We start from the raw sequence: 22,471 nt of genomic DNA, 5'->3' as shown, positions 1-22,471 counted from the left end.
TCATTACATCTGTGTCTTTAATTCTTTTCGGTAGCTTCTTCAGCAGTCTGTGTTTCCACCCCTACGGGAAAAGTATATCAATAATCGAAACCGGTTGCTTTTACATACACCTTATAATCTTTAATCATGCCGGGAGCTCCCTGTTCCGCACGTGGCAGAATACGGAAACCGGTCACGTTATATTCTTTGCCGAGATCTATCACCACCTGATGAGGATAAGCCGTATTATCCACCGTCTGCCAGAAAGTACTTTCTTGCAAGTCATAAATCTTGTCGGCTGTGCGGTTACCGCTACGGGTTTCCTCGCTGTCGGCATAAACAATCTTCCAGTTTTCACGAGAGATTTTCTGTCCTTTCTCATCCAGCACATCAAACTCCGCAATGGCGGCAATGTTGGTATTATCAAAAGAAGACAGCCCTTCCAGACAGAAGTAACGTCCTTTCGTAACAGGAACTTTCACTTCTTGCCAACCGTTACCTGGTTTGAAAGTACCGGCAGATACCGGTGTTTCCTTCTCCAGTTTGATGGTCTGCCCCTGTTTACGATGCGTTTCAGGAACAGCCACACGAAGCATATCCAGGATAGGTTTGTTCAATCCGACGATGGTTGCCTCTTTCGGGCCTTTCAAGTCAAGAACGATGATTTCATTCACTCCTTTTTTCAGCCAGCAGCCCGGCATGAACAGGGTTTGTTGAGGACCGATTTCCCAGAAACGTCCCATGGCATGACCGTTCACCCATACCATACCTTTTCCCCAAGACTCCATGTTCAGGAATGTATCAGCCACCTTATCCAAGGTAAAAGTAGCGCGATAGTAGGCCGGAACACTTTCATCATTTTTCTCTATGCCACAGGCGGCAGACGAGTTCATATCCTGAAAGTTCCGGGAAGATACAAATTCATAATCTACGGGAAGATTATAAACAGTCCAGCCTTTCAACGTTTCGGCATTCTTACCGTTCACCAGTTCCACTTTCTCGGTAATTCCCTTGCGGTCGTGAATGGACTTGTCAAAGTTCACACGCCCCATGGCTTCCACCAATAAATCAAGCTGTGTACCGGCTTTTAATGCAGGCAGTGTAAGTTCCTGTTCTCCACCACGGCGATCCAGACGCCCCAACAGTTTCCCGTCGGCAAAAACCTGTGTCCAGTCATGCTGTTCGGTGATTTTCAGAACGGTTCCCGCTTTCACATCTTCCGGCAAATGGGTACGGTACAGGATACTTCCCCAGCCTTGGTCAAATTTCTCCATCGGCTGGATTTCCTCTGTCTGCTTCGGTTCGGGCAGATTGTCAACCAACGGAGCTATTTGAGTGAATTTAATGGCAGGGATTTCCATAACCGGTAAAGCTTCAGGAACTTCAGGCAATGTCTGTCCTTCGTCCAAGTAGTCCTTCAACATATCACGTAAAGCAAAATACTTGTCGGTGGTCCAGCCTGCTTCGCTGATAGGAGCGTCATAGTCATAGCTGCTGCACATAGCCGAGTAAGCCGGATTATTGGCACCGCCCCACCAGCCAAAGGTCGTTCCTCCGTGGGTCATGTACAAACTGAAAGAAATACCTTTGTCCATCATCTCTTTCAGGCCATCCACCATGATTTGTCCGTCACGGGTTTCGTGCTTGCGCCCCCAGTGATCAAACCATCCGCTCCAGAACTCGCTGCACATCAACGGAGCGTCGGGACGTACTTCTTTCAGTTTGGCAAACTGCTTGTCGATATCAGCTCCCGTACCAAAATTTATAGTCCAAAGCAAATCATCCAAACCATTATTCAGGAAATTAGAACTCCAGTCACATTGGAACAAAGGCACTTCAGTAAAGCCTGCGGCGCGTACCGTATCACGGATGGCAGACACATAGGGCTTGTCCGTGCCATACGAACCATATTCGTTTTCCACCTGCACCATGATGATGTTACCACCACGGGTAATCTGCAAATCCTGCAACTGCTTGCCCACTTCATGCATAAAGGCTCCCACGTGCTGCATATAGAAAGGATCGAGAGTACGAAGCTGCACGCTGTCGTTCTTCAGCAGCCACCAAGGCAGCCCACCCATTTCCCATTCCGCACATACATACGGACCGGGACGCACAATGACGTACATACCATGCTTCTGAGCCAATTTACAGAAAGCTGCAATATCTTTATTACCTGTAAAATCATACTTACCGGGAGTTTCCTCATGCAAATTCCAAAAGACATACAGACAAAGCGTATTCATGCCCAATGCTTTACACATTTCAATACGATGTTCCCAGTATTCACGGGGAATACGCGGATAATGCACCTCTGCCGCTTTGACCACGAACGGTTTCCCATTCAGCAGAAAGGTATTCTTACCCGCTTCGAATGTCCCGGGCTTATTGCCGGCACATCCTGCCAGCAGCAGGACCGCCAGCAACAAAGTCAGTAATTTCTTCATCTTCATTTATCTATTATTATTTTTCATTCTTATTTATCCGGATTACCGTAAATGAATAAGCCGGCAATTCATATCCGAATTTCTCGCTTACTTCCATTGTACCGGCTACAGGACGAGCCTGCTTGTCGGTCGGCTTGCCTGCCAGAACCGTCTTTACGGCAGTGGTGTTCATTCCTTCCAAAGAGGGGAGCTCCACTTGCGCATTCACCGCTACCGGCAGCAGATTCACCAGTTTCACGATCATATCTCCTGTCTTTCCGTCGCGAACTACCGACACACCTACCCGTTTCTTCACCGCATCTTGCGCATTATCCAAAGTCACGGAAGAAGCGATGTATTCACTGCCCGCATTTTGTCCGTACATCTGCTGCGCATAGTAACCTACGGTGGGTTTTACCTCCGTATTATTGAAATAAATCAAATCCGGATTCCACTGGGTATGTCCCTCCTTAGCCAGTAACGGAGCGTAAGAAGTCATGGTCACCACATCGGCATTACGCTCCACGGAAGTCAGGTACAAGGCCTCGGCCAAAGCTGTTTCTATATTGTTGGGACGTCCCGGCAAATGAGCCGCATACTCTCCCAAATACACTTTCGCCTTGTTACGGTCATAACGGTCATAGAAATCCTGATTGTTGATAAACCATCCCGGGGTGTTATAATAATGTTCATCCACCATCGGAATACTCATCTTAGTGGCGAATTTCCAGCCTTCCTCATAATCACTGCCCTCATAGAACGGGCCTACCGTTCCGATAACGGTCACTTCGGGATATTTCTCCTTCACCGCATTGTAAATCATGGTGAAACGTTCTTCAAAGATATCGGTAATCAAATCCTCGTTACCAATACCGATGTACTTCAGATTGAAAGGTTTGGGATGTCCGGCTTGCGCACGCTTCTTTCCCCACACGGTCTTCTTCGCATCTCCATTCGCATATTCTATCAAATCCAGTACATCCTGCACGTACTGCGGCATTTCCTCCATCGGGATTCCGCCTTGCTGACCGCCGCAACCCAGTTCGCCTACCGAGTGATGACTGCAAGTACCCGAATTCTGACAAGGCACTCCGGCTGCCACTACAGGAACAGGTTCGGCCCCCATATCCTCGCAGAACAAAAAATATTCATGATATCCCAGACCGCGGGTCTGATGATACCCCCACAAATTGCGCAGAGGCTTGCGTTCCTCCAACGCTCCTATAGAGCCTTTCCAATCATAAATATTGTCCACACCATCTCCGTGAGCCACACATCCGCCGGGGAAACGGACAAAACGGGGATGAAGGTCCGCCAAAGTCTGTGCCAAATCGGCGCGCAGCCCGTTCTTCCTGCCTTTAAATGTATTCTGTGGGAAAAGAGAAACCATATCCAAGGCATACTTCCCAGCCATCTGCGGACAAACGGACAACACGGCATCCGCAGCATCCGCCGTTGCCGTCAGTACAGCCTTTTGTTTTTTCCACTCTGTAGATGAAACCCGAATAGCAGCCTGCGCAATCTCCTTGCCATCTTTGGCAGTCAGTCTCACAAGCACTTTTCCACCTTTCGTATCATCCAGCACTTTGGAAAACACAGAGAAGTCATACTTCTCACCTTTTTTCACGGCAATACCGTCAAAACCGTTATTCACCAAGGCAGCACCCGGGCGGTGTACCTCTAACACTGCATAGTGAGCATTGTTAGCATGGATGGGACTGTCCTCACTGACAGACAGTTCCGCATCAGTACCCTGTATACTCCACGCATACGTGCTGTTCCAGTTCTTATCTCTTGCACCGTCTTTGGCAGAATATTCAAAATCACGGTTCTGAACCAGCTCCGCATAAAGTCCACCATCGGCTCCATAATTGATATCCTCAAAGAAAATACCTATCAGATGCTCGCTAATGGGCTTCACCCGTCCGGTATCCACCCGGATGGTGGCAGCGACCGGTTTCAGTCCGGCAAAGCGGACGGCATCCTGTTCGGTACGCTCATTATTCTGTATATCGCGGAATTTCTTATGCTCAGCAAAACGAATCAACTGTTCTATATCCGCATAAGGTACTTTCTGCATATAACCGTTCAAGGTATCTTTATCAAGGACAATCTGCCGGGCAGTGACCAGTCGGGGCACGGCAGGCTTCTCCGCATTGACATATTGTTGGGGAGCCCACTTCAACAAGTCGGAAGAATGGGAAGTACCCCATACTTTTCCGCTGGGGGTAAGCTGCCACCGGCAATACCAACGTCCATCTTCCGCTTTTTCCAGAAGAGGTTTAATCATTCTCTTTTCCGCCCCCCAACGCCCGAAATCACATTTCAGATAGGCAAAGCCGTCGGATACACTCAGCCACTTGTCGCCATCGGGGCTCCATGCGAATTTCAGTCCGCTGCGTCCCTCGTCTTCCGGATGGGCGTAAGAGAAGATGTAGACCGAATCGGGCTCATTATATACTTTTTCCACGGCAGCACAGACGGATTGGCCTGCTGCCAATGAGGCGATTGCCAGAGATAATAAGGTCTTTTTCATGGTATATGCTTTATTGTCATGTTTCTTTTATAACGTGGGAACAACCTTCCTGATGGTTCCGTCCGGATTAAATTCCATACGGTCTATACATACTTCACGATGCACGCCAGGACCCTTCTCACGATCTATAAAGTTCTTATTAATACGATGATATACAATGTACCACTCATCCGTACCCGGAATTTGTAGGACTGCATTGTGCGCAGGTCCATAGATTTCCTTTGCAGGATCCTGAATCAGTACCACCGGTTTCTTAGCAACCTTTATAGGACCTAGCGGAGATTTCGACGTACCGTATGCCACATGATAGTTGGGCGAACCGGTATCATCCACCGACCACATAAAGTAGTAAAGACCATTACGATAGAACACATATGCCGCTTCACGGAAAGCGTAATCTTTCAGACTTCCTCCTTTCGGTGTCAATACGGTCAAGGTATTCTTTTTGATGGAAACCATATCCTCATTCAGTTCGGCGCCCGCCATATAACCATTGCCCCAGTACAGATAGGATTTTCCCGAAACCGGATCGGTAAACACATCCACATCAATCTGCTGTCCGTGGCCCACGGGAGATTCAGTAATAATGGGATGTCCCAAGTCTTTGAACGGACCAATGGGTGAATCGGCTACCGCCACCCCAATCTGCTTGCCGCCTCCGGCTACAGGATTACCACTGAAATAGAAGAAATATTTATACTTTCCATCCACCATTTTCTCTTCAATGCACGGAGCCCATGCGTTTCCATCTGCCCATGCCACCTGATCGGATTTCAAATCAAGCATCACCCCTTCATCTTTCCAGTCCTTCAGATTATCCGAAGAGAAGACACTGAAATACCATCCGCCCCATCCGGGCTGTCCGTCGGTGGTGGAATAGATATAATATTTTTTAGTCTGATGAGAATACAATATCTCGGGGTCAGCATGGAAACCTTGCAGCACGGGATTGTTGGGAATCGTCATATTGCCCATTTCCTTTGAAGGCCATTTGTCGGTGATGCGCTTCAACTCGGCACGGGTAATGGGGATGATAGTTCCGTGACGCGGATGAAAATTCATCTTCACCTCACTGTCTATCACTTTAAAGTTTTTCAAATCGGTCGTTTCGGTAAACTGGTATTTACCTTTCATATAGACATCATACATCAAGATGTATTTATTCTGACCTATCAGTTTGAAAGTTCCCGCACCTTCCACCGCTTCCGGGGTCTGCTGCTTGTAGTCGGGTTCTTCCTCCCATTGTCCCGAAGTCAGTGAACGGGTAGTTGCTACCCGGATGCCGTTTCCATGTCCTTCGGTTTTATAAAACAGGTGGTAGATTCCATCTTTATATACGATATCACCGTCTATGCAAGATTTCTTGTTTTCAGGGATGAAAAGCGGTTTCGGTTCACCTTCCAGGTCGGTAAATTCTTTATTGGCATAAGCATAATAAATCACATCTGCCCCATCACCATATTTCATTGACCAATAAACCAAGTATTTTCCGGCTTCCGCATCGAAGATAGTCTGAGGAGCCCATACCCGTTTCAGTTTTTCCTGTCCGACATAACGTTTCTGCATATTGATGACAGAATGGTTCCAGTTCACCAAGTCTGTAGATTTCAGCAACACCATGGCACGATTGGAATCCCATCCATTGTCAGAAACCATATCGGTAACCACCATATAGAATGTCTTTCCGTCTTCGCAACGCAGGATATGCGGGTCGCGCACACCACCGGTAGAACTGATGATTTTGGAATCAATGACAGGTTTGTTGTCATTCAATGCCCAATAGGTATATCCGTCCGTACTTACCGCATAGCATACGGCTTCCTCGCTGATGTGGTTACCTGTAAAATAGGTAAAGAGATAAGCTATGTAATCTTTTTCGGCTACATTGTTTTGTTTGGAAATAGTCTGCTGCGCCCCTGCCATCCAAGGTAGCAAACAGGCAAATAAGGTGATAAAAAATTTGTTTTTCATATAATTAGTCCTGAATTTGTTTGATGCAAAGATATAGTATAGGAACCTATTTTCAGGTATATAAATCTTTCAAAAGAGGGACTTTATTCGGTCAAATGGGGGAAAAATGGAAGTTTATGAAAGACTGGCATAGAAAAAAACAAAAAGTTCTTCCCTATTAAACTACAGTTTCAGTAAAAGGAAAAAGCAAAAGAATCAGCTACACAATAAATTCTGATTATTCATTATAAATGATAACTATTAGCGAAATATATTCAGTTTTCATCACACCTTTTGAGAAAGATACAAAAATAATCCTTAGAAAGGACATATTTAACATTTCTATCCATATGAATTTCATTGTTTGATTTCTCAAGCAATATGTACCATTCTACTTCCTCGCTAGATACAAAATAACAAGAATAACCCACCAAAAACTACAGCAGGTTAGTCATAACCTGTAATTTATTAAGAATAATAAAAAAAAATAAAAGAAAAGATAGCGTTATATTCTTATAAAATAATACATTTGCAGCAACTGAAATAGAAAGGGAATAAGATCCCTAAACCAAACTATTTACTAATTTAACCTTATAAATCTATGCAATTCTACCAGAAAAGAAGGGAAAATTGTGTAAAGACACACGTAATTTTGAAAAAAGCCTCTTTTTATGCATGTCTTACACTATTTGCCGGAATGGCTTTCCCAATGCCTTTGTGGGCTTCGCAGTCAACTGCCATCGTGCAACAGCATGTCAAACAAATTACGGGTATCGTAAATGATGCAAGCGGAGCTCCTGTAATCGGTGCCAATGTAGTACAAGTGGGAAGCACCAACGGTACTATTACAGATGTGGATGGCAAATTCACATTAAATGTACCCGTAGGGGCTAAACTGAAAGTTTCGTATATCGGTTACAACGACCAACAAATTACCGTAGGCAACAGCAACAGTTACACCATTATCTTGAAAGAAGATACAGAATCTTTAGATGAAGTGGTAGTAGTAGGATACGGTACTCAAAAAAAAGTAAACCTGACAGGTTCTGTGGCAACCATCTCATCCGATAAGCTAGTCAACCGCACCAGTGCCAATGTCACCAACATGCTGGCAGGACAAATGCCAGGTGTCACCATTATCCAAAATACCGGCCAGCCGGGAGCTGATGCCGGAGTACTGCGTGTGCGTGGTCTAGGAACTATGGGAGATGCCAGTGCCATGGTTGTGGTGGATGGTGTAGAATCTACCATGAGCAGCGTGGACCCCAACGATATTGAAAACATCTCTATATTAAAAGATGCAGCCGCCTCAGCCATTTATGGAGTACGTGCTGCCAATGGCGTTATCCTTATCACAACCAAAAAGGGAACCAAAGGACGTACCATTGTATCATACGATGGGTATGTAGGCTGGCAAAGTGCCTCACGTATGCCCAAATTTTTGGATTCTTACAATTATGCAGTGCTGATGAATGAAGCTTACACCAATGACGGTTTGAAAGGTCCGTATGACGAAACAGCCCTACAAAAGTTCAAAGACGGAAGTGATCCCGACTTTTATCCCAATTCCGACTGGCTGGGTACGCTATTAAGTGAAAACGGCCTGTTCAACAACCACCACTTGAGTATCAAAGGCGGTGGGGACAAAGTAACTTACTCGCTGGCATTCAACTATCATGATAAAGACGGATTGATAGTCAATACCAACTACAACAAGTTCAATGTACGTGCCAACATTGACGCTCAGATAAACAGTCGTCTGAAACTGACTACAAATATGGCGGTATACCGCAGTAATATGACTGCTCCGGCGGCAGGTATCAGCAACCTGATGCACTATGCTTTCCGTGAGACTCCGGTTACTCCCATCCAATTGAGCAACGGCAACTATGCTTTATTCAAAAACGAGCACAACTCCGTAGCCTATGCACGTGAAGGAGGAACCTACAAAGAGATAAACAGCAATTTCCAAGGTAACGTAGGAATGGAACTGGACATCATAGACGGACTGAAACTGAGAGGAGTCGCCGCCTCGACTTTCAACCTGACCGACAATCCCACCCACGTCAATACTATGACATTCTATCAGGCAGGTTCAGACACACCGGTAAAGAAAACCACTAACTCCATCACAGAATATGACATCAAAAGTATGGAACTGAACTTGCAAGCTTATCTGGACTATAATAAAACCTTCGGCAAACACACAATAGGAGCCTTATTAGGTTACTCACAAATTTATAAACAGACACGCTATCTGCAAGCTTACCGTAAGAACCTGCCCAACTCCAACTCACTGGACCAGATCAACGCCGGTGAAGTGACAGGACAGACAACATACGGTACAGAAATAGAATACGCCCTCCGCTCAGCTTTCGGACGCGTGAATTATTCATACGATGACCGCTATCTGCTAGAAGCCAACCTGCGTTATGACGGCACTTCACGCTTCCCCAAGAACAACCGCTTCGGCGCATTCCCCTCTTTCTCCATCGGATGGAGAATATCGGAAGAAGAGTTCTTCAAAGCCGATTGGGTGGATAATTTGAAACTACGTGCATCATGGGGATTGCTAGGTAATCAGGAAACCGTAAACTCGGACAACAGTTCTAACTATTATCCGTATCAGAACACCTATCTGTTCGGTTATGACTATAGTTTCGGCAACACTTTGACTCCGGGTATTTCCATTTCCAACCCGATGGCTAACCAAGATATTACGTGGGAGAAAACCGATCAATGGAACGTAGGTGTGGACGCCGCTTTCTGGGGCAATAAACTGACATTGGGCGCAGACTGGTTCCGCAAGGAAACACGGGACATATTACTGCAACTTCCAGTTCCCAACATGATGGGAGTCAGCGCTCCGATGCAAAATGCCGGTGTAGTGCGTAATACCGGTATCGAACTGCAACTGGGACATAACAACCGTATCAATGATTGGAGCTATTCTATCGGAGCCAATTTCAGCTATGTAACTACCAAAATCATGGATTTGAAAGGCGGTGACACACCGGGGCAATCCGTAGGCGACCCACTGTGGGCATATTACGGCTACGTATGCGACGGCATCTTCCAAAACGAAGAAGAGATCAAGAATCATCCTACACAGAGCATGGGTACTCCGGTTCCGGGTGACTTAAAATACCGTGACCTGAACGGAGACAAAGTAGTAGACAGCAAAGACCGGCAAGTATTGGGTTCCTACTTCCCGAAAATCAACTTCGGTCTGAATCTTTCAGTTCAATATAAAGACTTCGACCTAAGTGCACTGCTGCAAGGTGCAGCTGATGTAAAGAGTGCTCCTGTAGCTGAAATCAGATATGCCTTCTACAATGGCGGTAAAGTAACGGAACAGCATCTGGACCGTTGGACTCCGGAAAACCCGAATGCCACTTATCCCCGATTATCCATGAGTGACTCCAAAAACCGTGTGACTTCCAGTTTCTGGATGCAGGACGCCTCTTATGCCAAGCTGAGAAACCTGCAAGTAGGTTACAGCCTGCCCAAACAGCTGATATCCAAATACGGAATCAGCCGTCTGAGAGTGTATTGCAGTATCGACAATCTCTTTATGATTTCCGGCTTCGACGGTGTAGACCCCGAAGCCATCAGCGGCAACTATTATCCATTGACCCGAAATTATTCCTTCGGTCTGAATGTAACATTCTAAACACTGACAACTATGAGACTAAAATATAACTTTATAGGATTAATATTGGCATGTGGCCTTGGTCTGAGCTCTTGCAATGACAGTTTTCTGGACAGAAATCCTAAAGACCAATTATCCGATGCATCTTTCTGGAAAAACGCAGAAGATGCCCAGAAATTTGCAACCGGAATTTATCTGTATCTGATAGAACCGGAAAACCATACTATCATGACAGACTGCTACACAGATAATGCTATTCCTGTACATGTCACAGCCGAACAGGGACAGTTGTCTGCTGGTACGGCAACTTCCAGCAACCCACATTTCCTACAATTATGGAAAAATGCCTATCAATGCATCCGCAGATGCCTGGTATTTTACGAACATATAGGCGATGTGCCGATGGATGAAAAAGAAAAAGCGCAACTGACAGCTGAAGTACAGTTTCTCGAAGCTTTCTCATACGCTAACATATTAAAATATATGGGTGGCGCCTCCCTGCTGGATCATCCGTTGGAACTGAACGAGAAACTTCCTTCACGCAGTTCTGAAGAGGAGACTTATAATCATATAGTAGGATTATTGGATAAAGCAGCAGCCAGCTTGCCCGATATCCGCAGCAACAGTGACCACGGAAAACCGAGTGCCGGAGCCTGCTACGCACTGAAAGCCAGAGTTGCTTTCTACGCACACAAATATGATGTGGCGGAAGCCGCCGCACGCAAAGTAATGGGCATGAATGTGTATGGACTGTATGATAACTATGGTGACTTGTTCCAACCTGTAGCAGAGTTATGTAACGAAATCATCTTTGATCGCGAATATCTGGAAAACCCGAAAAACTCTAATGAAGGCAGTTATATAGGACAGTTCTTCGCTCCCGTCATGATGGGAGGATGGGAAGCTTTATCACCTACTCAAGACTTGATAGACTCCTATCCATGCAAAGATGGCAAATCAATCAAAGAGTCTCCTTTCTATAATCCGGAAGACCCGTTTGCCGACCGTGACCCCCGTCTAGGCTTCTCTGTACTGTGGAACGGGTCACAAATAGCAGGAAAGACTTTCAACCTGAACAATATGGGAGATGGCAGCCATACCCGTACAGGATATAGCATGAAAAAGTACATCAATCCGGACAATGACGGTATCAATAATTATGACTGGACCAACTTTATCTATATCCGCTATGCAGAAGTGCTGCTGACCTTCGCCGAGGCTCGTAACGAAAATCTGTCTGCTCCGGATACGGAAGTATATGATGCGGTCAATCAAATCCGTCAGCGTCCCAGCGTAAATCTTCCTCCTCTGCCTTCCGGCTTGTCCAAAGATCAAATGCGCGAAGCTATCCGTTTGGAACGTCGTTTGGAATTTGCTTTCGAGGGAATGCACCTGTTTGATACCCGTAGCTATAAAACAACTGAAAAGGATGTTACTAAACCAGTATACGGGGTAAATGCAAAAGGAGAAAGCATTTTTATTGAAACCCGCAAGTTCAATGCCAACCGTGACTATCTGTGGGCTATCCCCTTGGAAGAGGTAGACCTGGCTCAGGGGGCACTGAAACAGAATCCGGGTTGGGATTAACCCGGTCATTTATTTGGAGGGACAGACTCATAAAGCTGTCCTTCCAACTCTTTCTACACATCTCTTTTCATTGAAGGCAAAAGTAATTACCTTTCCTCTCGAAAAAAGATAAAGCACTTTCAAGGAGTATATGGTTTTCCCACCACCAATTTATCTCCGGAAAAATCGACTTCAAACAAGCGAGGAGTACGAATATAACGTCCGTTTACATCCTTATGACTATGTACAGACATCAACCATTTACCGTCCAAGGTCTGAAACAACATCCCATGACCGAAATTGGGAGGAGTTATCGGGTCTTTCTCCTGTATCCATGGTCCATCCAAGGTTCCGCTTTCAGAATAAGCCACTCCCTGAGTGTACACATTATAAATCCAACTAGTCCAAATCATACCGAGTCTACCTGTTCCTGTACGGAACAGATACGGACCGTCAGTGACTTTATTCGGTTTCTCCTTGCCATCCGCATCTTTTTCACGGCTCCACGGCGATTCGCTGGCACGGAACAGCAATTTCCCTTCGCCTATGGTTCCACTTAAGTCAGGCTTCAGTTCTATTTTCTCTATCGTACCATCCAAGGCTTGCAACCATTCATAACAATATACCATATAAGGCTTTCCGTCCTTATCCACCCAGAAAGTCCCATCCAAGGTTGGTTTATCAGCAGGCAGGTAAGTGGAATCCTTCATCGGAACGTAAGGTCCGTCCGGGTTATCGCTCACCAAAACATGACTGGCACGGCGCTCTATTACATTCCCTTGTACCGTATCAATCTTCACCTCCTGATTGGTGAAAGTGGCAAAATAATAATACTTGCCCTTATACGGATGTAACTCGGCAGCCCAAATCATTGGTTTCGGTCCCATCCACGAACCGGAATCAGTCTTTGCCACATGGAACGGTCCTTCCCAAAGTTTCAAATCCTTGCTTTTCCAAAGCATACCGCCGGTTCCGGTCATATAATACATAGCCGTCTTCCTGTCTGCCAAAATGCAAGGGTCACTTAGTACAATAGAATCCAAAGGCACTTCCTTCCGTCTTTCCTGCTGACATCCTTGGCAAGCAGACACCAACCACGAAAGAGAAAAGCCTAACAACAAAAACAATCCAATCTTTTTCATGCATATTCTATTTTAAGTTTCACAAATTCGACATTACAAATATACGAACCTAGAAAGGTAATGAAAACAGAAAGGCACATTTCCTCACGAAATATGCCTTCAATTCTAACTTAACCTAACCTAAAATTCTATTATCACATCACAGTATGTTAACCTTCTTCCTAAAAACCTATCTTTAATACCTATTATCTCTTTTTACCGATAGCAAAGATAAAAAATCTGATTGACAACCATAGGGGTAAAATCGAGCAAGATGGATGCAATAATCAGTCAAGAACAGACTATTGCACTATTTTCCATCCTTCAGACTATTTTCAACAGGGATTACTGAAAGAAATCCAGTGTCCAGTTGTCCATCCACTCCACGTATGGAATTCCTTCCTTGAATTGAACAGGTAACCAAATGTAACGGGCATCACTGGGATGCTCTGGACGCCAGATATCCGCCATAAATATAAAAGCATCTTTCTTCCCCTCCACTTTCAGAATATAAGTGCTCTGTCCGCCAAACGTAAGTTCCGACTTAGGTCCCACACAAGGGTTGGGGTGCTGAGACCACGGTCCGAAGATGGAAGAAGACGAGAACATACGAGCCTCATTGGGAGCCCAACCGGTACAACCGGAAGTGATCATCCAGTAGGTTCCGTCTTTTTTGAAGATAGCAGGTGCCTCATTGTGTCCTGCCGGAGCCACACGCACATAATTCCCTGTGTGTGAAAGATAGTCATCGCTCAATTCCGCTATTTGGAGTGTGAGGTTTTCTTCGGAAGAGTAAATATGGTAGGCTTTACCATCCTCATCTACATAAAGAGTCATATCGCGAGACATCTGTCCGCCATCCAAATCACGCTTTACTATCAAGCCTTTGTTCACAGCATCCGTCCATTCGGGAGTCCACCATTTTTCATAATTCTTGGCATTCAGAGTATCCAGCACTGCAACAGCCTGTCCGTCCATATCCACAGGCAGCTTACCAGCATTGACACGTCCCGAACGGATGAAACGGTAAGGACCGGCAGGAGTATCACTGACTGCCACCCCGGCACGGGCGGCTGCATAACCTTTTCCTTTCAATTCCAGATGGAACCACATCACAAACTTCCCTGTTTTCGCATTATATATCACTTTAGGACGTTCCAATATACATCCACGCGCTATGTCGCTGCTGTCGTTATCAACAACAGAAAGCGCTACGCCTTCGTTCTTCCAGTCAGTAAGATTCCGAGAAGAATAGCACATTACTCCCACCATGGCACTGCTGGTAGTATCGCATTTATTCTCACCGAACCAATAGTATGTTCCATCATGGTACATTACTCCGCCCCCATGGGCATTGATATGCTCTCCGTTGTTATCAGGCCATATCTCACCTGAACGAATGGGTTGCAACGGTTCATTGCTGCATCCGCAAAAGAAAATCAAAGCTGTGCACAACTCACACAAGCTGTTTCTCAGTTTACTCATCATGAATTATTTTATATAAAATGTTTCTTATTCAGATGGAAGCAAAGCATCGTAAGACATCCCCCAATGTTCTGCCAGGCGTTCCGCTTCCTGGCGGGTAAGATGAATGATTGCCCCATGTTTGGGAGAAGTAAAGTTAGTAGTCCTCATCACTCCTTGGTTAAACTGTCCCAAAGGAGTGAAATGTACGAAGTCGGAAGTTTCACTGAATCCGAAATTATGAACCTTCTGCCCGTACACATCATACATCAACACCCATCTATCCTCACCAATGCGTTTCCACAAGTTCGGAGCTTCGCACGCCGTGGGTTCAGGATCATACCAACGGGCATTATACTCGTAATCACTGTTTACCCTATCCGAAACAGCCTGCTTGATACCGGCGCCCCCATCGTGCGAAACGTAAAACATGTGATATTTATCTTCTATACGGGTAATATCCGCATCGATAGCAGAAATCTTCTCATCGGGATATTGAAAAAGAAGCTGAGGTAAAGTTTCCAACTTATCAAAGTCGTCATTGACATATACATAATAAAGTTTGTTCGCTTCATTCTTAAAGCGCATGGTGAAATACATCATCAACTTTCCTTTTTTATCATCATAGGTCACTTCAGGAGCCCAAGCGCAACCTACCTCACTGTAAGCAGCAGATAATTTGTCAAAGCGCAGATTAGTACGCTTCCAGTGAATCAGATCCCAAGATTTCATCAATACCAGCCCCCGGTTGTTACCCCATCCGTACTCTTTTCCATCGCGTTCCCATTCTGTATCACGATATCCGTCACGCTGCGCATAAATATGCAAATCGGTCATCGACAGATAGAATGCTCCATCCGGACCACGGAAGATATGCGGATCGCGGATACCTTTCTGTTCAGCTATCGTATCTCCGGCTATGACGGGCTTTCCTTCGTTCAAGGCGGTAAAAGTGTAGCCGTCGGGACTGATTGCCATGTGAAGTCCATGGTCCTCGTCTTTGTGGAAGACCATCAGATAGGCGCTCATATCTTTCTCTCGCGGAACTGCATTCCGATAACGGAAGCGGCTGAAACCCGAACTTCCTTTTCCAGCGGAAAACAGACCAACACGCAAAGCATAAAAACCACCATAATTATTGTGATGCAAGGAGGAAACATCCATATCACTGGCAAGGACAGTCCATTCTTCCCCGTCTTTACTCACCTCGACGGACAGACGGTTACCGCAATTGTGCAGTCTGGCAAAGAAATGTTTCCCAATACGATTGGGAAGTTCCGTCTTGTGCTCCGCATTCCGGTAAATATAGAATCTCTTTCCATCGGAAACGACTCCGGCATAAGCCTTTTCATTATAATACAGGATAAGCCCGGCCACATTTCCATTCCCTGTCCGGATTTCCACTTGTGTTTCGTAATTTTTGTCTTCAGCGGTAGTCAACAACACCCGTCCGTCGGCAGGAGTCCGACCTTTGGCCTTCATCCATAAGATATCCTCCTTGAAAGTCAGGGATTTGGGAGCATATTCTTTCCAAAAAGTCCACTGAAGTCCCAATTGAGGACCTTTGAAATCATCGGACAGTTCCAATCCATGTTTGATTTCCTGCTCCGGAGTGACAGGGGTAGCGGCAGATACGGTACGATACCAGCCGTCCTCCGTCCATTCTACCGGTTCAATCAGAGTGGAGCGTCCCAACGTGTGATAGCCATTGGCATACGCATGATAAACGATCCACCAGTTACCGTTCACATCATCTATCAACGTGCCGTGGCCTTTAGACCACCAACTATCCGTTACACTATATGTATGCACAATGGGATTGTAAGGTGAATTCTCCCAGGGGCCGGTCACACTTTTTGAACGGGCGGACACAACCATGTGGCTCGTTGCGGGTCCCGCAGTCCCTCCTTGGGCAGAAGTAAGATAATAATATCCGTTGTGTTCATTCAGTTTCGGGGACTCCAGACACATACATTCCGTATCCCAATGATCAGGATATTTCCATCCGTCATATACTTTCTTCTTCTCCCCAACGGTAGCAAGTCCGTCTTCTGTTAACCGGATCACCTCCCCTTTATCCACATAAAGATAGCGATTTCCCTCCCTATCCACGACATGACCAGGGTCAATTCCTCCTACCTTCAAGTCTACGGGAAGGCTCCACGGCCCACGAATATCTTTCGCCCACATCACCCAATTGGTTCCTGCGGCAGGATAATAAATATAATAAGTATCTTTGTATTTCAACAAATCAGGTGCCATGGCAGAGCCTTCATATTGAGGCATGACACGACATAACGGCTCCCAGTTCATTAAATCCTGCGAGTGCCAGATTAAGAATCCGGGAGCGTAATAGAAAGGAGAATGAGTCATGTAGTAATCCTTGCCGTCACGCATAATAGAAGGGTCAGGATAATCACCCGGAAGAATCACTTTAGGATAAGTCTGTGCATTTATCTGCAAAAATGACAAAAGCAATAAAAGAGATAATAAAAGTCGCATCATAGTATTTTATGGGGTTATTCATTACCTGTCATCGAGTTCCAACCCGATACAGCTGTTTTTTATTCTTCAAAAATACATATTCTGCTAATAAAAAAGGGGGTATAATTCGTGCAAAATAGGACAGAAATCAGCCAAAAGCCGCTTTTTATTCTTTCTAAAGAAATAAATCACGTCGGATTCACCAAACTAGAGGAAATAAAATAAGGGCACTCTCTTTAAGAGATATGCCCTTCATGCTCTTTCAATATTTTATATATCTATCTTCTTACTTATATCCGACAGAATTAATAACCCGGATTCTGTTTCAAATCTCCGTCTTTGTTCAATTGAATCTCGGTGAGAGGTATCGGAAGCAATGTATGGATATTGGCATCAAAACCTGTAATCACCTTATTGCTTGGTGCGGCAGGTTCCACATCCCCATTCAATTTGATACGTTCGGCCAACGTATTGGTCCGGACTAAAGTCATACGACGATTCTCCTCACTAATCAATTCACGGGCACGTTCATCCAAAATAAAGTCAATGTCAATCTGATCAGCCGTTACTTTACCAGCACCCGGAGCCACCGCACGATAGTCTTTAAAGGCACGGTCGCGCAACACATTGATGTCATCAGCCGCCCCCTGTGTATTCCCCTGACGGAAACGAGCCTCTGCACGGAGCAAGTAAGTTTCTCCCAAACGCATCACAGGCCAGTCCTTCACTACAGCATAACCAAAATCATCGGTTTCATCATAAGCCCCCCATTTAGTGGGATGAGGATAAAATACGTTCAATGAATCTCCCTCGTGAGGGATGACCTGGTCGCCCGTTTTTAATGTCACATTTCTTACACCTTTGTCTTTATCCACCAAGAACCCTTTAGCATCAATACCAACTTCTTTTGAAAAACCGGGCTTGTTATACCACATTACACGACGGATATTATAATTAGAATTACGGATATCACCTTTCTCATACAATCCGTATTTCACAAAATTGCTGATACGCAAACGACCATTACCACGACCGCCTATGGAATCCGCATTCACCATACCATCCAGTTTATGGAAAGCAGGAACCCAGTTACGACGTTGTTGCGGATTATCAATTGTACCGCCATTCACATCACGGTTATACTCCATTTCGAAAGTCCAAATAGCCTCCATATTCCCCTGTGAACGACGCTGATTCCCCCAACGGAACATATCATGATAATAATCACCCGGCTCGGCCGCATATTTACCATATCTTGCTGAAATCAGTTCATATTTACCACCTGTTATAATAGGCGTCACCGCATCTTCCGCCTTCTTGAAATAGGAAGCATCACGCATACCCATCCGAAGATAGGCTTCTCCTGCCAACTGTCTTGCCATGTCCTGATTTATACGGCTTTCATTTTTGGCAGCTCCCACTACCGGAAGATTAGACATGGCATAAACCAAGTCAGAATCAATGACTCCATCCACCTCGGCAACCGCATTACGGGTATAATCTGTACGCGGAATACTAGTAGATTCTGTCACCAAAGGTACATCCCCCCATAATGTCACCAACATATTGTATGCATAAGCACGAAAGAACATGGCTTCGGCTATTGCCGCCGCATCACCGCCTTCAGCTTGTGAAGCGATAATCTGATTCGCACTATTAATGAGCTCATATAATTTTTCCCAAAGGAAACTTACCCCTGCATTCTCTGCATTCAATTCCTGATATCTGTAAAAAGGAACCTCTACCCCCTGAGTGTCACCGGGAGCACCTACATCCGTACCTACCTGCCAGCATCCTACAAATCCCTGCTGACTGGACATTCCCCATATAGCAGCATATTGACGGTGCAGACCTACCAATTTCGCATTTACATCTGATACTTCCGGACCATAACTAGAGTACATTTTCTCATCCAGAAAACTATCGCTGCATGATGTAGTCCCAATAACAAATGCCGATGCAGCAAAAGTTGTTAATAATATATTTCTAAATTTCATAGTTCTTCGTTTTTTAGAATGTTAAATTAACTCCAAATACACAACTCTTAGTCATCGGGTAGTTACTGCTGTCATATACAGTTTCACCTCTTGTACTATCCCATGAACTATTACCACGAGCTACCTGACGAGCTTCAGGATCCCAACCTACCCAATCCGTGAAAGTAAACAGGTTACGTCCACTCACATAAAGCTGCAAACCACCGATACCCATCTTCTGAATCATGCGCTGTGGGAAAGTATAACTTAATGTGATGTCTTTGATACGTGTATAACTGGCATCACAAGGGAAACCATATCCATGTTTGTTTGAGTTCTTACGCAATGAACGCCATTCGTTACTCTTGTTTTCCGGAGTCCAATAACCTATTTCAGTAGTGGTATTACGACGTCCCATTTCATCACCTGCCATACCGATCAATGAATTGTTCTTTTTCAATCCTTGTGTAGTCTGGATAAAGATACTCAATGTAAAATCCTTATAAGTGAACGTATTCGTCAGACCACCAATCCATTTCGGTGTTGTCTGCCCTTTGATGGTACGGTCATTGTCATCAATCTTGCCATCAGGTACTCCGTCAGGGCCACTGATATCCGCCAACTTCACATCACCAGCTTCTGCAATCGGGTCCCAATTCAAATGGTCGCCACGGGCTATCTCATCTTCCTGCCAGATTCCAACCATTGTATAATCATAAATCACGCCTATCGGATGTCCAAGGAACCAACGGTTACCCAAGTCGTTCTGTCCGTCTCCATAAAGGTCTTTTATCTCATTCTTATTCCATGAAAATACCAAATTGGAACTCCAGGTAAAATCGCCTGAAACAATATTACGGGAATTCAGTGTCAATTCCACACCTTTATTAGCTGTTTCACCCATATTGGAGTACACGGTATTGTAACCAGTTACTTTAGGTAAATTACGTTTCAGAAGCAAATCGTTGGTCTTTGAGAAATAGACATCAATATTACCTGTCAAACGGTTATTCCAAAGTCCGAAGTCCAGACCGACATTGAAACTCTTTGTGGTTTCCCAAGTCAGATCCGCATTCCCCATCAAATCATTGGGCCATAAACCTGCATTCGAAGCTCCGCCTAAAGCCAACATGCCTGAATCCATCTTCACACGTGACTGATATACTCCGATGGCCTCATTACCCGCTTTACCATAAGACGCACGCAGCTTTAATGTGTTCAACCAATTACTGGAAGATTCCATAAATGATTCACGAGCAATATTCCAACCTAAAGCGACAGAAGGGAATACACCGTATTTGTTATTATCACCGAAAACAGAAGAACCGTCCCGACGCACTGTAAATGTAAACAAGTAACGGCTGTCATAAGAATAATTAATTCGTCCCATTTGTGAAACAGTAGTATAAAGGTCGGTATATGAAGCTACGCTAGGTGTTTCCGCACTACCCATGTTATGCCACTGCTGGTCGTCATTAATAAATTTGCTGGCCATAGCTTGCGAACGTTGATATTTCTTACGTGAAGCGGCATACAAAGCTGTCAAATCCAAATGATGCTTTCCAAAATCACGATTATAAGCAAGGATATTCTCTATGGTATAACTTTGTGTTTCTTCATTCTTTATTTCAGCATAACCGGTCTTATTATTCACCGACTTACCTTCATAATTATTATAACGTTTGGGCATATATGCATAACCACCATTGAATTTATAGGTCAATCCTTTAAGAGGAGAAATCAACTTTCCGAAATCAATCTCGGCATAACCGTTTATATTGATATTCCACTGACGACGCTCGGGATTAGTAGTAGTCCACATCAACGGATTGGTAAACAAAGTTTCACTGTACATCGGATTAATGCAATAGCTGCCGTCTTCTTCATACATTTTTGCATAAGGAGACATAGCCTCAGCCATCAGAAAGTTAACACGTCCACCGTCACGGTTATGAGATACTATATAGGAATTAGTTCCCACCTTCATATAATCAGTCACATTCATATCAATATTCGTACGAATAGAGTAACGTTTGTAGTTGAACCCTTTCAACACACCTTTCTGACTCATATAGTCGGCAGAAACGTAATACTTCACATTATCCGCCCCACCGCCGATACTTACGTTATGGTCTTGGATGATACCAGTTTGCGATACAGCATCAATCCAATCATTCTCTATACCATTGGCCTGATTTTCCGCTTCGTATGCATTCTTCACATAATCATTATACATGGTTTCTCCGGGGTTCTGTGACACATAATCTCTATAACGTTGAGTGATTTGCGCACCATCACAGAAATCTAGTTTATGAGAAAAATCCTCCACTCCGAAATATCCGTTATAACGAATAGTCGGCTTGCCGGAAGTACCACGCTTAGTAGTAATCAAAATAACACCATTTGCACCGTTTGTACCATAAATGGCAGTGGCCGAAGCATCCTTCAAAATTTCCATGGATTCAATATCATTCGGATTGATATCATTCAATGTACCTCCCGACTTGCTGATAGGCACACCGTCCACAACAATATATGGCCCGGAATTAGCATTGATGGAATTCTGGCCACGCACCAAAGCATCCGGTGCATCGCCCGGAATGGAAGATGTTTGTGTAATAGTAACACCTGCCGCCGCACCTTGAACAGCTTGTAATACATTCGTCACCGGAAGTTTTCCCAAACGCTCCTTCCCTACTGAAGTAACAGAACCGGTCACATCTGATTTCTTCTGCACACCATAACCGACTACCACCACTTCCTCCAACGTTTCTGTATCCTCTTGCAAAATAATGTTAAGTGATTTTCCCGGAATAACTTTCATCTCTTGATTCTTATATCCTATATAAGAAATAACCAATGTAGCTCCTGGAGCCACATTCAATGTAAAATTACCATCGAAATCAGTAATTGTACCATTGGTAGTACCTTTCTCTAAAATACTGGCACCAATAACCGGTTCCCCTACCGGATCTTTAATCGTACCTGATACGGATTGTTTCTGTTGCTGGACAGTTTGTACGGCAGTTACAATTTCTTCGGCCATCACACTGAACGGCTGAGTCGCAACGAAACCTGTGCAAAGCAATAAGGCTGTCAAAGCCTTTCGATTTTTTAAGAACGAGTTTGATTTCATCGTTTTTCTTTTATTAGATTATTACAAGGTGATTAATTATTCACTTTATCACTAGAAGATTTTTTTCCTAAAAGACATCCTCTTCGATAAAATTGGTTAACTTTATGTCTTCATAAGCATCAAACGGGTTTATTTTTCTTCTGCAAATATAAAAGGTGTTATCAAACACAAATGAATAAAA

The 22,471-nt window shown here is 44.6% G+C and carries 10 protein-coding genes; 2 read left to right on the top strand and 8 right to left on the bottom strand.

Annotation, left to right across the window (positions count from 1 at the left end):
* Positions 1-77: 77 nt before the first annotated feature.
* From AB5062_RS12675 to AB5062_RS12665, 3 genes are read right to left on the bottom strand one after another with little or no spacing between them, the layout of a single operon-like run.
* Entirely contained in the window at positions 78-2,426 is a 2,349-nt protein-coding gene (locus AB5062_RS12675) for a beta-galactosidase (protein WP_032939354.1), read from the bottom strand.
* 16 nt (positions 2,427-2,442) lie between these two features.
* Complete coding sequence (locus AB5062_RS12670) at positions 2,443-4,941, bottom strand: alpha-L-arabinofuranosidase C-terminal domain-containing protein (protein WP_032953022.1); 2,499 nt, start codon at positions 4,939-4,941, stop codon at positions 2,443-2,445.
* A gap of 27 nt (positions 4,942-4,968) precedes the next feature.
* Positions 4,969-6,912: a family 43 glycosylhydrolase gene (locus tag AB5062_RS12665; RefSeq protein WP_032953023.1), complete on the bottom strand. Its 1,944-nt coding sequence runs from the start codon at positions 6,910-6,912 to the stop codon at positions 4,969-4,971.
* Positions 6,913-7,492: 580 nt separating this feature from the next.
* Between AB5062_RS12665 and AB5062_RS12660 the strand changes: the two genes are divergently transcribed.
* Together AB5062_RS12660 and AB5062_RS12655 are read left to right on the top strand one after the other, a co-directional pair.
* A complete protein-coding gene (locus tag AB5062_RS12660; RefSeq protein ID WP_022508518.1) occupies positions 7,493-10,564 on the top strand; it encodes a TonB-dependent receptor in 3,072 nt (1,023 codons plus the stop codon).
* Between the two features lie 12 nt (positions 10,565-10,576).
* Positions 10,577-12,130: a RagB/SusD family nutrient uptake outer membrane protein gene (locus AB5062_RS12655; RefSeq protein ID WP_005840724.1), complete on the top strand. Its 1,554-nt coding sequence runs from the start codon at positions 10,577-10,579 to the stop codon at positions 12,128-12,130.
* Between the two features lie 119 nt (positions 12,131-12,249).
* Here the strand turns inward: AB5062_RS12655 and AB5062_RS12650 are convergent, their stop codons facing one another.
* From AB5062_RS12650 to AB5062_RS12630, 5 genes are all read right to left on the bottom strand, one after another.
* Complete coding sequence (locus AB5062_RS12650) at positions 12,250-13,251, bottom strand: glycoside hydrolase family 43 protein (RefSeq protein WP_032953024.1); 1,002 nt, start codon at positions 13,249-13,251, stop codon at positions 12,250-12,252.
* A 324-nt stretch (positions 13,252-13,575) separates the two neighbouring features.
* Entirely contained in the window at positions 13,576-14,718 is a 1,143-nt protein-coding gene (locus AB5062_RS12645; protein WP_005840720.1) for a glycoside hydrolase family 43 protein, read from the bottom strand.
* A gap of 24 nt (positions 14,719-14,742) precedes the next feature.
* On the bottom strand, positions 14,743-17,199 hold the full coding sequence (locus AB5062_RS12640) for a family 43 glycosylhydrolase (protein WP_032953025.1): 2,457 nt from the start codon (positions 17,197-17,199) through the stop codon (positions 14,743-14,745).
* Between the two features lie 284 nt (positions 17,200-17,483).
* The gene (locus tag AB5062_RS12635; RefSeq protein ID WP_032953026.1) at positions 17,484-19,175 is read right to left on the bottom strand and encodes a RagB/SusD family nutrient uptake outer membrane protein; all 1,692 of its coding nucleotides are present in this window, start codon (positions 19,173-19,175) and stop codon (positions 17,484-17,486) included.
* A 13-nt stretch (positions 19,176-19,188) separates the two neighbouring features.
* Positions 19,189-22,290, bottom strand: a complete 3,102-nt coding sequence (locus tag AB5062_RS12630) for a TonB-dependent receptor (protein WP_022508191.1) — start codon at positions 22,288-22,290, stop codon at positions 19,189-19,191.
* Between the last annotated feature and the right edge of the window lie 181 nt (positions 22,291-22,471).

Source organism: Phocaeicola sp. RTP21359st1_B8_RTP21360_211022 (genome assembly GCF_040911965.1).
Lineage (GTDB): Bacteria > Bacteroidota > Bacteroidia > Bacteroidales > Bacteroidaceae > Phocaeicola > Phocaeicola vulgatus.
Note: the sequence above shows the minus strand (reverse complement) of the source record. Positions and strands in the feature narration are given on the sequence as shown.